Here is a 13,402-nt window from a genome sequence, read left to right on the forward strand (position 1 = left end):
ATTCGCCGAAAAAGGCTATCACGCTACCTCCATGCAGGAAATCGCCGAACGGAGCGGAGTAGCCAAAGGTTCGATTTACAATTATTTCAAATCAAAAGAAGAGTTGGCTGTATCGATTTTCCGCTACCATTATGAAGTCTTGTTTCACCAGCTTAAACAAATCGAGGCTGATCCCTCCTTAACCGCGCGCGAGCGGTTTTGCCGTCAGTTGACTGTACAAATCCAGCTGTTTGACGAACATAAAGAGCTGGTGCAAATGCAGTTGGGCGAACAAGCCGTGAAGGTGAGCCATGAGGTGCAGCATCTGGTGTTTCGCATCCGCGCCCATACGCTCCACTGGTATCGCCGGGCGATTGAAGACATATACGGCGAACAAGTGCGTCCAGTTTCGTTTGATTGCGCGACGATGCTCAACGGAATGCTGAAAGAATATCTGATTTACTTGGCGGTAGACCGAAAGCCGCTGCTTCCTGAGAAGCTTGCCCCCTTCTTGCTCGATCGGCTTGATGCCATCGTTGCCAGCCTGCTTGACGGCAAGACGGGGTTGCTCGATGAAACGATGATGGCGGATTACATGGCTGCGGCGACCCAAGAGCGGAGTCAATGGAAAGAACGGGCCATCAGCTGTTTAGAGCGCATGGCGGCGCTGCGTCCGGTTGAAGACGATATTCTTCGCTCGCTGCGCTTATTGAAGGAAGAACTCGAGAAAGGGGAGACAGCTAGGCGGTTTATGGTGGAGGCGCTTTTGCTCTATTTGGCGAAATACTCGCTTCCGCTGTACAATGAGTTGAAGGAGGCCATTGAACGCTATTTTGATTAAAACCACCGCTCTTCCCACGGGGAGACGCCCCATTCGCCGAAAATGAATAGGCGGCATCGGAGGATGTCTGTGAACATAGCGTCATCAATCTCAAGGAGGGGGTCGGCATGCCCAAAACGACGGAGCCGCTTGCTTGGCGGATGCGGCCGCGGACGATCGATGAGATCGTTGGGCAACAGCACATCATTGGCCCTAGTACGCCGCTTTATAAAATGGTCAAAAAAGGTCATGTTCCCTCGCTTTTGCTTTACGGAGAGCCGGGGACAGGGAAGACGTCACTCGCTTACGCCATTGCCCGCACCGCCGGGCGCGAATGGGTCGCCATCAATGCGACGACCGCCGGCAAAAAGGAAATCGAAGAGGCAGTCGAAGCGGCGCGTTGGTCGGGCAATGTCCTCTTATTTATCGACGAAATCCATCGGCTGAATAAAGCGCAGCAAGACGTTTTGTTGCCGCATCTCGAATCCGGGCTCGTGACCTTGATTGGCGCCACAACGGAAAACCCGTTTCACGAGGTCAATCCCGCCATTCGCAGCCGCTGCGGGCAAATCCAACAACTGAAACCGCTCACGCCGGATGACCTCTTGATCATTCTGAAACGGGCGCTCGCTGATCCGGAACGAGGGGTCGGCGAGCCGCCGGTTGTCATTGACGAGTCGTTGTTATGGCGCATCGCCGAGGCAGCCGGTGGGGATGCGCGCGTCGCGCTTTCGCTTCTGGAGGCGGCGGTTGCGGCTGCCGATGAGCGCCACGGCCGCTTGTATATTGATGAGGATATCGTGGCTTCATGCACCGCAAACCGCGGTTTTACCCATGACAAATATGGCGATCATTATTATTCGTTGTTGTCCGCGTTTCAAAAAAGCGTGCGCGGCAGCGATGCCGATGCCGCGCTTCATTATTTGGCCCGTCTGCTTGAAGGCGGAGACTTGGCGGCCGTTTGCCGGAGATTGCTTGTGATGGCTTATGAGGATATCGGACTTGCCAATCCGATGATGGGAGTGAAAGTACAGGCAGCGGTCGAAGCGGCGGAACGCCTCGGGCTGCCGGAAGCGCGCATTCCGCTCGCGGTTGTGACGATTGAACTCTGTTTAAGCCCGAAATCCAACAGTGCTTACAAGGCGCTGGACGCTGCCATTGCCGATGTCCGTTCCGGCAAGCTTGGCGATATTCCGGATCATTTAAAAGACGCTCATTACAAAGGGGCGGCTGCACTCGGGCGTGGACAAGGCTACTTGTATCCGCACGATTATCCGAACAGCTGGGTGGCGCAAACGTATTTGCCCTCCGCTCTGGAAGGCGTCCGCTATTATGAACCGAAAGAGCATGGCGAGGAAAAACATTACGCCAAAGTGTACCGGCGGCTTGAGCAGTTGAAACAAGAGGTCAAGGTTCAGCCGTGAAGGGAAAGGGATTTTTATGATATAATAACACAGGCGTTTCATGCTCGCTTTGACCGAGCTGACCGGATGGAACGTGGCGTACATTCGCATCGGGATCGAAGCGTTCGTGCTGTTGGCCGGCTGGTTGCTCGGCGGCCCGGTGTCGTTTGGCACGTTCCTTTTTTGTGTGACGATCGGTTCGATTGCCGGCTTGGCGCTGCCGCAATGCCAAAAGGTCGCAAGCCGCCTGCTTGGACCGGCCGCCGGCACTCGGACGCAAGGGTTAAGCCGTTAGGAGGGATATGAATGAAGATTTCGACGAAAGGCCGATATGGCTTGACGATTATGATTGAATTGGCCAAAAAATATGGCGATCGTCCGATCTCGCTTCGTTCGATCGCCAAGGCGAACAATTTATCCGAACATTATTTAGAGCAGCTCGTCACGCCGCTGCGCAACGCCGGGCTCGTCAAAAGCATTCGCGGAGCGTATGGCGGCTATGTGCTTGCTGAACATCCGGCGAAAATCACCGCCGGCGACATTTTGCGCGTGTTGGAGGGGCCGCTGGCCCCGGTCGAGGAGCTCGAGGAGGAAGAGCCGGCGAAGCGCGAGCTATGGATTCGCATCCGCGATGCGGTCGAGGAAGTGCTCGACAGCACAACGCTCGAAGATTTGGCGAAGTATAGCGACGGGGATGAAGGGGCATATATGTTTTATATTTAAGCATACAGAAAGGAAAGGAGAATGGCCGTTGGAACGGATTTATTTGGACCATGCGGCAACTTCCCCGGTCCATCCAGACGTGGCTGCCGGTATGGTCCAGTGGATGACGGAACAGTTCGGCAACCCGTCAAGCATCCATCATTTTGGACGGCAGAGCCGCCGCGCGGTCGATGAAGCGAGGGCTGTCATCGCCCGCTCGATTGGGGCGAAAGAGACGGAGATTGTGTTTACAAGCGGCGGCACGGAAGCAGATAACTTTGCGGTCATCGGAACGGCCATAGCGAACCGCGGCCGCGGCAATCATATCATTACAACCGCCATCGAGCATCATGCGGTGCTGCGCGCTTGTGAATATTTAGAGACGCAAGGGTTTGAGGTCACGTATTTGCCCGTTGACGAACAAGGGACGGTATCGGTCGAGGATGTCAAGGCCGCGCTGCGCGATGAGACCGTTTTGGTGTCGGTCATGTTTGCCAACAACGAAGTCGGCACGATCCAGCCGATTCGCGAAATCGGGGCGCTGCTTCGCGATCATCCGGCTTATTTCCATACGGACGCCGTCCAGGCGTACGGGCTTCTTCCGATCGATGTGAATGAATACGGGATCGATTTGCTGTCGATTTCCGCTCATAAAATCAACGGCCCGAAAGGAAGCGGCGCGCTTTATGTCCGGGAAACGGTCCGCATCACTCCGCTCCTTTTCGGCGGCGAACAGGAGCGGAAGCGGCGCGCCGGCACGGAAAACGTCCCCGGCATCATCGGCTTGGCGCAGGCGGCGGAAATCGCTGAGCGAACAAGGGAAGAGAAACGTCGGCAATATGCGGCGTGGCGCGAGGCGATGCTTGCGATTTTCCGCTCCTCAGGGATCGACTATGCGGTCAACGGCCGCCCGGATGGCCTGCCGCATATTTTGAATGTCGCCTTCCCGGGAACGAATGTCGAATCGCTGCTCGTGAACTTGGATTTAGCCGGCATTGCCGCCTCGAGCGGGTCAGCATGCACCGCCGGGTCAATCGACCCGTCGCACGTGCTTGTCGCGATGTGCGGAAAAGAGTCGGAGCGCATCCGTTCGTCTGTGCGCTTCAGCTTCGGGCTCGGCAATACGATGGAACAAATCGAGCGGGCGGCCGAGGAAACCGTGAAGATCATAAAGCGGCTCACAAACCGCTAAAGGGGGGGGAAACAGCATGAACAAAGCGCCGCACGAAACGCGCGTCGTCGTCGGCATGTCCGGCGGGGTCGACTCGTCGGTCGCTGCGCTGCTATTGAAAGAACAAGGATATGATGTGATCGGCATTTTTATGAAAAACTGGGATGACACCGATGAAAACGGCGTTTGCACGGCGACTGAGGACTACGAAGATGTCGTGCGCGTCTGCAACCAAATCGGCATCCCGTATTATGCGGTCAATTTTGAAAAACAGTATTGGGACAAAGTGTTTACGTACTTTTTGAATGAATACAAAGCCGGGCGCACGCCGAACCCGGACGTGATGTGCAATAAGGAAATTAAGTTCAAGGCGTTTTTAGAGCACGCCATGTCGATCGGCGCCGATTACATCGCAACCGGCCATTACGCCCGCGTCGAGTTTCGCGATGGTGAATATAAAATGCTGCGCGGAGCCGACCCGAACAAAGATCAAACGTACTTTTTAAACCAGCTCGGCCAAGCTCAGCTGTCGAAAGTGATGTTTCCGATCGGCCATTTGCAGAAAGCGGACGTGCGCCGGATTGCGAAAGAGGCTGGGCTCGCCACCGCTGGAAAAAAAGACAGCACGGGCATTTGTTTTATCGGTGAACGCGATTTCAAAGAATTTTTGAGCCATTATTTGCCGGCCCAGCCGGGAGTGATGAAAACGCTCGATGGCGAAGTGAAAGGGCGGCATGACGGCGTCATGTATTACACGATCGGCCAGCGCCACGGCCTTGGCATCGGCGGCAGCGGCGAACCGTGGTTTGTCGTCGGCAAAGATGTGCGCGAAAATGTGCTGTATGTCGCCCAAGGGTTTGAAAACGAATATTTGTATTCCACCTCGCTAAAGGCGGTCGATGTCAACTGGGTGTCTGACCGCAAGCCGGAAGCGCCGTTCCGTTGCACGGCGAAATTTCGCTATCGTCAGCCTGATGTCGGCGTGACGGTCCACCCGCTTGCGGACGGCGGGGCGGAAGTCGTGTTTGATGCGCCGGCGCGGGCGGTGACGCCGGGGCAGGCGGTTGTTTTTTACAACGGCGAGGAATGCCTCGGCGGCGGCACGATCGATGAAGTGTTCCGCAACGGCGAAAAGCTTTGGTATGTTGGTTGACGGATGTGCCGGTGCGCACGATCTTCAATCAGGCTATTAGGCTGGGGGCCGTTGCTTGAAAATCACGTTGAATCAGGGGGGATGGGCGATGGCCAATTTCAACGAACAAGGCTTGGCGTATATGCGCGAGGGGAAGTATGAGGAAGCCATCCGCTGTTTTTCCGCTGCGGTCGAACAGCATCCGGACGATCCGGCCGGGTACATTAACATCGGCACGGTTCTCGTTGCTGCCGGTGAAGAAGAGAAGGCGCTTGACTGTTTCCGACAGGCGCTGAAAATTGACAAGAAGGCGGCGGCCGCGTATTACGGCATGGGTACAGTGCATTATAAGCGTGAGCAGTTCGCGAAAGCGAAAGATATGTTTGAGCGCGCGCTTGGGCTTGGTCTTGACGATGCCGATACGCATTTTATGCTCGGCATGTCCTTATGGCGGCTCGAGATGCCGCGGCTGGCGCTGCCGTATTTGCAGCGCGCGGCTGAGCTGAACGAGACGGATGCCGAAGCGCTGTTTCAGCTTGGCCTTTGCCTCGCCACGCTCGATTATGTCGATGAGGCGAAGCGTTATTTCGAAAAAACGTTGGAACTCGATCCGCGCCACGCTGATGCGTACTACAATTTAGGCGTCATTTATGCGTACAAAGATGAGCTCGATGCCGCCCGCCATATGTTTGCCGCTGCCTTGGAAGCCAAGCCCGATCACGTGCTTGCCGGATACGGAAAGAAACTGATGGAAAAGCGGCTTGCGCCGTAAAAAGGCAGGGGGATGGCTGTTGCAAGAGCAACAAATCCTCGCCCTTGACGGACGCACGTTCATTAAAGGATTGTGCTTGGCGGTCATTTTTCATAACGAGGAAACATTGTACACGGTCGTCCGCGTGCGTGTTGAGGAAACGAATGAAGCGCCCGTTGAGGAGGAAGTCGTCGTCACCGGCTATTTTCCGCGTTTAAACGAAGGGGACGTCTACATCTTTTACGGACAATTCCGCCAACATCCGCGTTTTGGCCGCCAATATGCGGCTAGTCAGTTCCGCAAACAGCTTCCGAACACGAAAGAAGGAGTCATTCATTATTTATCGAGCGGTTTGTTTAAAGGAATCGGCAAAAAAACGGCTGCGGCGATTGTCGAGACGCTCGGCGAAAACGCGATCGCCGCGATTTTGCGCGACCCCAAGGCGCTAGAGCGTGTGCCGAAGCTGACGAAAAAAAAGGCGAAGCAGCTGTACGATGCGCTTCGCGCCCACGAAGGGCTTGAGCAAACGATGATCGCCCTCGCCCAGCTCGGTTTTGGCCCGCAGCTGGCCATGAAAATTTACCAAGCGTATGGCGAAGAAGCGATTGACATCATCCACGAGAACCCGTACCAGCTCGTTGAGGATATCGAAGGGATCGGCTTTGGCCGCGCTGATGAAATCGGGCGCCAGCTCGGCATTTCCGGCAGCCATCCGGCCCGGCTGCGCGCCGCCTCGTTGTTTGTTCTTGAACAGGCGTGCTTGCAGGAAGGGCACGTTTATTTGCGCGAGGAAGAGCTGATGGAGCGCATCGGGGAGCTGCTTGACGGAAGGCTGAGCGGTGCGGTGGATGGACGAGCGATCAGCCAAACGCTTCTGATGTTAAGCGAGGAAGGGAAGCTGATCGCCGAGCAAGGGCGTTATTATCTCCCTTCCCTTTACTTCGCCGAGAAAGGGATCGTCTCCAACATTAAGCGGCTGCTCGGGCAGACGCCGCCGTCGGCGTTTGCCGAGTCGGAGTTTTTGCTGGCGCTTGGGGCGCTTGAGGAACGGCTTGGCATGCAATATGCCCCCCAGCAAAGGGAAGCGATCCAACAAGCGCTTTCTTCGCCGCTGTTTATTTTGACCGGCGGTCCGGGAACGGGGAAAACGACGGTCATCAAAGGCATCGTCGAGCTGTTTGCCGCCCTAAACGGCCTGTCTCTTGACCCGGCTGACTACAAACAAGGCGAGCCGTTTCCGGTGCTGCTGGCCGCACCGACCGGCCGAGCGGCGAAGCGGATGAGCGAGGCGACCGGGCTGCCGGCGGCGACGATCCACCGCTTGCTCGGCTGGAATGGGGCGGAAGGGTTCAGCCGCGACGAGAACGAACCGATTTCCGGCAAGCTGCTTGTCATCGATGAGATGTCGATGGTCGACACGTGGCTCGCCAACCAGCTGTTAAAAGCCGTGCCAAACGGCATGCAAGTCATTTTCGTCGGCGATGAGGATCAATTGCCATCCGTCGGGCCAGGGCAAGTGCTGAAAGACTTGCTCTCTTCAGGCGTCATTCCGTTCGCTCGGTTGACCGAGGTGTATCGCCAGGCGGATGGATCATCGATCATCGAGCTTGCCCATAAGATGAAGCGCGGCGTCGTGCCGGACGATTTGACCGCTCCGAAGGCAGACCGTTCCTTCATCCGCTGCCGTGCGGGCCAGGTCGTCGATGTCGTGCGGCAAATCGCGGACAACGCGCGCAAAAAAGGGTTTTCCGTCAAAGATATTCAAGTGCTCGCCCCGATGTACCGTGGTCCAGCGGGCATTGACCAATTGAACAAAGCGCTTCAAGAGCTGTTCAACCCGCCGGCTGAGGGGAAGCGGGAGCTGTCGGTCGGTGAGGTCGTCTACCGCGTCGGCGATAAGGTGCTGCAGCTCGTCAATCAACCGGAAGACAATGTGTTTAACGGCGACATCGGCGAAATCGTTGCCATTTTTTACGCCAAAGAAAATATCGAAAAGCAAGACTTGCTCGTCGTCTCGTTTGATGGCATTGAAGTGACGTACACACGGCAAGATTTAGGACAAATCACCCATGCGTACTGCTGTTCGGTTCATAAGGCGCAAGGAAGCGAGTTTCCAATCGTCATTTTGCCCGTCGTCAAAAGCTATTACCGGATGTTGAAACGGAATTTGTTGTATACTGCGGTGACAAGAAGCAAGCAGTTTCTCGTTTTATGCGGGGAAGAGGAAGCGTTTCGATTCGGCGTCGCAAAACAAAGCGACGGAGCGCGCCAGACGGCGCTCGCTGAGAAGCTGGCGGGGGCGGCGGCTCCGTTTGTCGAGGTCGAACTGCCGTTTGAAGAGGCGAACATGGGGATGGAAAACGTTACGCCGTATGACTTTATGGGCGATGAGCCAAGCTAAAGGTGGCTGGAAAGGTGGGAGAACGATGCGGACGTTTTCCGACATCAAGGGCCTTCCCATTTATGAACAAACGACGGGAAAAATGGTCGGAACGATCGCTGACATTTGGTTTACCAGCCACGGCGCGGTCAAAGGGCTTGTCGCGGAACAGGACGGTTTGTTCGGCCGCCGCCGCTATTTGCCGCTTTCAGCCGTGCAGTCGTTCGAAAACGACCGAGTCATCATCTGTGATGCAGATAGCTTCCAGCCGTTTCCTTCTCCTGACAGCGGCCACTCTCTTTACGGCGAACGCGGCCTCGCCGGCAGCATGGTTGTCGCCGCGGACGGAACAACGATCGGACTGTTGGATGACGTATATTTTGACGGGCAATTGGGCAAAATTGACGGATACGAGATCAGCGAGGGATTTTTTTCCGATTTGACCGAAGGAAAGAAACGAATGGAGCTCGCTCCGTTCACCGCCAGAGAAGGCGTGGTCACCGTGGAAACAACGATGTAAGGAGAGTGGCTGTCCATGCTCATTTGCCCGAATTGCAAACGAAAAAATTTAGGGAAAATCGGCGTCAACCAGTACTACTGCTGGGATTGCTTTATTGAGCTGTCCGTCTCGAAAGGGATGATCCACGCCCATCAAGTGGAAGAAGACGGAACGTTGAGTTCCCTTGACGACTTGTTTGACGACCACGAACGCACGATCCAATTTTAGGGGGGACACGCATGAACCGGATGATGACGTCGCTGTTAGCAGTCGGATTAGGCGTCGCCGCTTATCAGCTCGCCCAACGAAACGATTGGATGAACGGTCGCACGATGCGGAGGATGCGCCGCCGCTTGATGCAAGCGATCCGCTGACGGCGCTGCCGCCCTCGCCTTTGCGCGGGGGCGGCGCCTTGTGGCTGTCAAATAGTGCTAAAAGCGGTGAAGGCATATTTCTCGCCGCATCTCCTACACTAAACGGTAGGAGGTGTGGCGATGGGCGAGCAACAATGGCTGTCGTTCTTTCGCATCGGAAAATGGCTGCTGATTACGGCAATCATCTATTTGATCGTTCGGATGAAAGACGTTTGGTGGCCGGTCATCGATTTTATCGCAACGGTGTTGACGCCGTTTTTGCTGGCGTCGTTTATTACGTATTTGCTCTACCCGCTTGTGGAATCCATCCATCGCAAAGGAATGCCGCGCGCCCTTGCCATTTTGTTGATTTATTTGTTGTTTTTCGGTTTGGTCGGCTACGGCTTGTACCGCGGCGTGCCGCTATTCATCGCCCAGTTGCGTGAACTGGATGAACAGCTGCCGTCTTTGATGAATACATACCGCCAATGGGTGCGCCACATCCACGACGAGACGTCGAATTGGCCGCTTGAGGTGCACACACGCATCGAGGGGATGTTTGCCGAGATCGAGCAAGCAGCGGCGGCCGCCGTCGCGATGGCGATTCATGCCGCCAAATCGTTCATCGGTTCGGCGGCGACGCTGTTGATCATTCCGTTTATCGTCTTCTATATGTTAAAAGACATCGATGTGTTGAAAAAAGCGGTTTGGTACATGACACCGAAGCGGTGGCGTGGGCCGGGGATGGCGTTTTTGAAGGATGTCGATGAATCGCTCGGCGGCTACATTCGCGGCCAGCTGTTCGTCTGTGCGGCGATCGGTCTGGCGGCGGCGCTCGGCTTGTGGCTTGCCGGCATGGATTATCCGCTGTTGCTCGGCTTTGTCATTGGCGTGACGAACATCATCCCGTATTTTGGCCCGCTGATCGGCGCCGTTCCAGCGGTCATTTTGGCTGCCACCGTCTCGCTGAAAATGGTCGTGATCGTGCTTGTCATCATTTTTACCCTGCAGTTTTTAGAAGGGAACGTTTTGTCGCCGCTGATCGTCGGCAAAAGCGTGCATATGCATCCGCTTGCCATTATGCTCGCCCTCTTTGCCGGCGGTGAACTCGCCGGCGTGCTCGGCCTCATTCTTGCCGTTCCGACGGCGGCGGTGCTGAAAGTGGCCATCGCCCATTGGAAAGAGCATTATGCTTCGCATTGACAAATGCTCTCTGCTTGTCTATAATCTTTCAATGAAAAAAGCGAATACATAACGCGATGACGGATCGAGTATGTTGCAGTCCATCTTAACGCGCGAGTTCGCGCACAGAGAGGAATTTCCGCGGCTGAAAGAAATTCCAGATGAAGGGCAACAGAAGGCTAATCCGGAGCGCAGGCAAAACCTGACGCAAGGCTGCGTTACGGCCAAAGAGGTGATGGGCGTTTTTTGCCCATAAACAGGGTGGTACCGCGAGCATAACTCTCGTCCCTGCAGGGGATGGGAGTTTTTTTATATAAAAGGCGAAAGGGGAGGATCATCATGAAAAAGCTGACATCCGCCCAAGTGCGGCGCATGTTTTTAGAGTTTTTCCAAGAAAAAGGCCATGCGGTTGAGCCGAGCGCATCGCTCATTCCGGTCGACGACCCGTCACTGTTGTGGATCAACAGCGGCGTCGCGACGTTGAAAAAATACTTTGACGGGCGCATCGTTCCGGAAAACCCGCGCATTTGCAACGCGCAAAAATCGATCCGCACCAACGACATCGAAAACGTCGGGAAAACGGCGCGCCACCATACGTTTTTTGAAATGCTCGGCAACTTTTCGATCGGCGATTACTTCAAGCGCGAAGCGATCCATTGGGCATGGGAGTTTTTGACGAGCGACAAATGGATCGGTTTTGATCCGGAACGGTTGTCCGTTACTGTCCATCCGGAAGACGAGGAAGCGTACAACATTTGGCGCAACGAAATCGGCTTGCCAAAAGAGCGAATCATTCGCCTTGAAGGAAACTTCTGGGACATCGGCGAAGGCCCGAGCGGTCCGAACACGGAAATCTTTTACGACCGCGGCGAAGCGTTCGGCAACGACCCGAACGATCCGGAGCTGTACCCAGGCGGGGAAAATGACCGCTATTTAGAAGTATGGAACCTTGTCTTTTCGCAGTTTAACCATAACCCGGACGGCACGTACACGCCGCTGCCGAAGAAAAACATCGACACCGGCATGGGCTTGGAGCGGATGTGCTCGATTTTGCAAGACGTGCCGACGAACTTTGAAACCGACTTGTTCCTGCCGATCATCCGCGCGACCGAGCAGATCGCCGGCGAGCGGTATGGCGAAGATCCGGACAAAGACGTCGCCTTTAAGGTGATCGCCGACCATATTCGCGCCGTGACGTTCGCGATCGGCGACGGGGCGCTGCCGTCAAATGAGGGCCGCGGTTATGTGCTGCGCCGCCTGCTCCGCCGCGCGGTGCGCTATGCGAAACATATCGGCATTGAACGTCCGTTTATGTACGAACTCGTCCCGGTCGTCGGCGAGATTATGCACGACTACTATCCGGAGGTGAAAGAAAAAGCCGATTTCATCGCCCGCGTCATCCGGACGGAAGAAGAACGGTTCCATGAAACGCTCCATGAAGGGCTCGCCATATTGGCGGAGGTGACCGAAAAGGCGAAAGAGCAAGGAAGCCGTGTCATTCCGGGCGAGGAAGCGTTCCGCCTGTATGATACGTACGGCTTTCCGATCGAGCTGACGGAAGAGTACGCCGCTGAAGCGGGCATGACGGTCGACCATGCCGGATTTGAGCGCGAGATGGAGCGGCAACGCGAACGGGCGCGCGCGGCCCGGCAAGATGTCGATTCGATGCAAGTCCAAGGCGGAGTGCTCGGTGACATTAAAGATGAAAGCCGGTTTGTCGGCTACGATGAGCTTGTTGCCGCATCGACGGTCATCGCCATCGTCAAAGACGGGCGGCTTGTCGAGGAAGTGAAAGCCGGCGAAGAGGCGCAAATCATCGTCGATGTGACGCCATTTTACGCCGAAAGCGGCGGACAAATCGCTGACCAAGGCGTGTTTGAAAGCGAAACAGGAACAGCAGTCGTCAAAGATGTGCAAAAAGCGCCGAACGGCCAACATCTTCATGCGATCATCGTCGAACGCGGAACGGTGAAAAAAGGATCCCGCTATACGGCGCGCGTCGATGAAGCAAAGCGGATGCGCATCGTAAAAAACCATACGGCGACCCATTTGCTCCATCAAGCGCTAAAAGACGTGCTCGGCCGCCATGTCAACCAAGCGGGGTCGCTTGTCGCCCCGGACCGGCTTCGTTTTGACTTCACCCATTTTGGGCAAGTGAAGCCAGAGGAGCTCGAGCGCATCGAAGCCATCGTCAACGAACAAATTTCGAAAAGCCTCCCGGTTGACATTTTTTATAAACCGCTCGAGGAAGCGAAAGCGATGGGCGCGATGGCGCTGTTTGGCGAAAAATACGGCGACATCGTCCGCGTCGTCAAAGTCGGCGACTACAGCCTCGAGCTGTGCGGCGGCTGCCATGTGCCCAACACATCAGCCATCGGGTTGTTTAAAATCGTCTCCGAGTCCGGCATCGGCGCCGGCACGCGCCGGATTGAAGCGGTGACCGGGGAAGCGGCATACCGCTTTATGAGCGAACAGCTTGCTATTTTGCAAGAGGCGGCGCAAAAACTGAAAACAAGCCCGAAAGAATTGAATGCGCGTCTTGACGGACTGTTTGCCGAGCTGAAAGAGCTCGAGCGCGAAAATGAATCGCTTGCTGCCCGCCTCGCCCATATGGAAGCTGAGCACCTCACCCGTCAAGTGAAAGATGTAAACGGCGTGCCGGTGTTGGCGGCAAAAGTGCAGGCCAATGACATGAACCAACTGCGGGCCATGGCTGATGATTTGAAACAAAAGCTCGGCACGGCGGTCATCGTGTTGGCGTCCGCCCAGGGCGGAAAAGTGCAACTGATTGCCGCAGTAACGGACGATTTGGTGAAAAAAGGATTCCATGCCGGCAAGCTGGTGAAAGAAGTAGCGTCGCGTTGCGGTGGGGGCGGCGGCGGGCGCCCGGATTTGGCGCAAGCTGGCGGCAAGGACCCAAGCAAGGTCGGCGAAGCGCTCGGTTATGTCGAAACATGGGTGAAATCCGTTTCCTAATTGGCGCGGATCGTGTACAATGGATGTAAAAGGACGGGGTGCCTGAATAAGGAG

Annotated in this window: 13 protein-coding genes and 1 other annotated feature; all 13 genes read left to right on the forward strand. The window is 55.7% G+C overall.

The genetic code is table 11. The features are described 5' to 3' along the window. Window positions 1-820 (forward strand): TetR/AcrR family transcriptional regulator (locus ETR37_RS06070; protein ID WP_164977983.1); only part of this gene is annotated, 820 nt, incomplete at its 5' end. 107 nt (window positions 821-927) lie between these two features. Continuing rightward, window positions 928-2,223, forward strand: a complete 1,296-nt coding sequence (locus ETR37_RS06075; protein ID WP_015375474.1) for a replication-associated recombination protein A — start codon at window positions 928-930, stop codon at window positions 2,221-2,223. A gap of 40 nt (window positions 2,224-2,263) precedes the next feature. Continuing rightward, window positions 2,264-2,497, forward strand: a complete 234-nt coding sequence (locus ETR37_RS06080; RefSeq protein WP_015375473.1) for a hypothetical protein — start codon at window positions 2,264-2,266, stop codon at window positions 2,495-2,497. A gap of 11 nt (window positions 2,498-2,508) precedes the next feature. Then, window positions 2,509-2,925 (forward strand): cysteine metabolism transcriptional regulator CymR, encoded by a 417-nt coding sequence (gene cymR / locus ETR37_RS06085; RefSeq protein ID WP_015375472.1) that lies wholly within the window; start codon window positions 2,509-2,511, stop codon window positions 2,923-2,925. Between the two features lie 28 nt (window positions 2,926-2,953). Beyond that, window positions 2,954-4,096 carry a cysteine desulfurase family protein gene (locus ETR37_RS06090; protein WP_013524205.1) on the forward strand — a complete coding sequence of 381 codons (1,143 nt, stop codon included), beginning with the start codon at window positions 2,954-2,956 and terminating at the stop codon, window positions 4,094-4,096. A gap of 16 nt (window positions 4,097-4,112) precedes the next feature. Further along, window positions 4,113-5,228 carry a tRNA 2-thiouridine(34) synthase MnmA gene (gene mnmA / locus ETR37_RS06095; protein ID WP_011232040.1) on the forward strand — a complete coding sequence of 372 codons (1,116 nt, stop codon included), beginning with the start codon at window positions 4,113-4,115 and terminating at the stop codon, window positions 5,226-5,228. 88 nt (window positions 5,229-5,316) lie between these two features. Beyond that, complete coding sequence (locus ETR37_RS06100) at window positions 5,317-5,979, forward strand: tetratricopeptide repeat protein (RefSeq protein ID WP_033005219.1); 663 nt, start codon at window positions 5,317-5,319, stop codon at window positions 5,977-5,979. 19 nt (window positions 5,980-5,998) lie between these two features. Beyond that, window positions 5,999-8,359, forward strand: coding sequence for an SF1B family DNA helicase RecD2 (gene recD2 / locus ETR37_RS06105; RefSeq protein ID WP_129447043.1), 2,361 nt, complete (start codon window positions 5,999-6,001; stop codon window positions 8,357-8,359). 25 nt (window positions 8,360-8,384) lie between these two features. Next, on the forward strand, window positions 8,385-8,858 hold the full coding sequence (locus ETR37_RS06110) for a PRC-barrel domain-containing protein (RefSeq protein ID WP_060787727.1): 474 nt from the start codon (window positions 8,385-8,387) through the stop codon (window positions 8,856-8,858). A gap of 15 nt (window positions 8,859-8,873) precedes the next feature. After that, entirely contained in the window at window positions 8,874-9,065 is a 192-nt protein-coding gene (locus tag ETR37_RS06115; RefSeq protein WP_008881018.1) for a hypothetical protein, read from the forward strand. Window positions 9,066-9,076: 11 nt separating this feature from the next. Then, window positions 9,077-9,211, forward strand: a complete 135-nt coding sequence (locus tag ETR37_RS06120) for a YrzQ family protein (protein WP_013144658.1) — start codon at window positions 9,077-9,079, stop codon at window positions 9,209-9,211. A gap of 120 nt (window positions 9,212-9,331) precedes the next feature. Further along, on the forward strand, window positions 9,332-10,393 hold the full coding sequence (locus ETR37_RS06125) for an AI-2E family transporter (RefSeq protein WP_060787726.1): 1,062 nt from the start codon (window positions 9,332-9,334) through the stop codon (window positions 10,391-10,393). Window positions 10,394-10,440: 47 nt separating this feature from the next. Further along, window positions 10,441-10,665 (forward strand) — a binding site (T-box leader). Between the two features lie 46 nt (window positions 10,666-10,711). Continuing rightward, window positions 10,712-13,348 (forward strand): alanine--tRNA ligase, encoded by a 2,637-nt coding sequence (alaS, locus tag ETR37_RS06130; protein ID WP_129447044.1) that lies wholly within the window; start codon window positions 10,712-10,714, stop codon window positions 13,346-13,348. Window positions 13,349-13,402 lie beyond the last annotated feature (54 nt).

Origin of the sequence: Geobacillus sp. PK12 (assembly GCF_004123125.1) — a bacterium.
GTDB lineage: Bacteria > Bacillota > Bacilli > Bacillales > Anoxybacillaceae > Geobacillus > Geobacillus zalihae.

Coding starts and splice junctions, on each gene's coding strand:
- alaS (WP_129447044.1), top strand. CDS start 10,712: ATGAAAAAGCTGACATCCGCCCAAGTGCGGCGCATGTTTTTAGAGTTT.
- cymR (WP_015375472.1), top strand. CDS start 2,509: ATGAAGATTTCGACGAAAGGCCGATATGGCTTGACGATTATGATTGAA.
- mnmA (WP_011232040.1), top strand. CDS start 4,113: ATGAACAAAGCGCCGCACGAAACGCGCGTCGTCGTCGGCATGTCCGGC.
- ETR37_RS06115 (WP_008881018.1), top strand. CDS start 8,874: ATGCTCATTTGCCCGAATTGCAAACGAAAAAATTTAGGGAAAATCGGC.
- ETR37_RS06075 (WP_015375474.1), top strand. CDS start 928: ATGCCCAAAACGACGGAGCCGCTTGCTTGGCGGATGCGGCCGCGGACG.
- ETR37_RS06120 (WP_013144658.1), top strand. CDS start 9,077: ATGAACCGGATGATGACGTCGCTGTTAGCAGTCGGATTAGGCGTCGCC.
- ETR37_RS06110 (WP_060787727.1), top strand. CDS start 8,385: ATGCGGACGTTTTCCGACATCAAGGGCCTTCCCATTTATGAACAAACG.
- ETR37_RS06080 (WP_015375473.1), top strand. CDS start 2,264: ATGCTCGCTTTGACCGAGCTGACCGGATGGAACGTGGCGTACATTCGC.
- ETR37_RS06125 (WP_060787726.1), top strand. CDS start 9,332: ATGGGCGAGCAACAATGGCTGTCGTTCTTTCGCATCGGAAAATGGCTG.
- ETR37_RS06100 (WP_033005219.1), top strand. CDS start 5,317: ATGGCCAATTTCAACGAACAAGGCTTGGCGTATATGCGCGAGGGGAAG.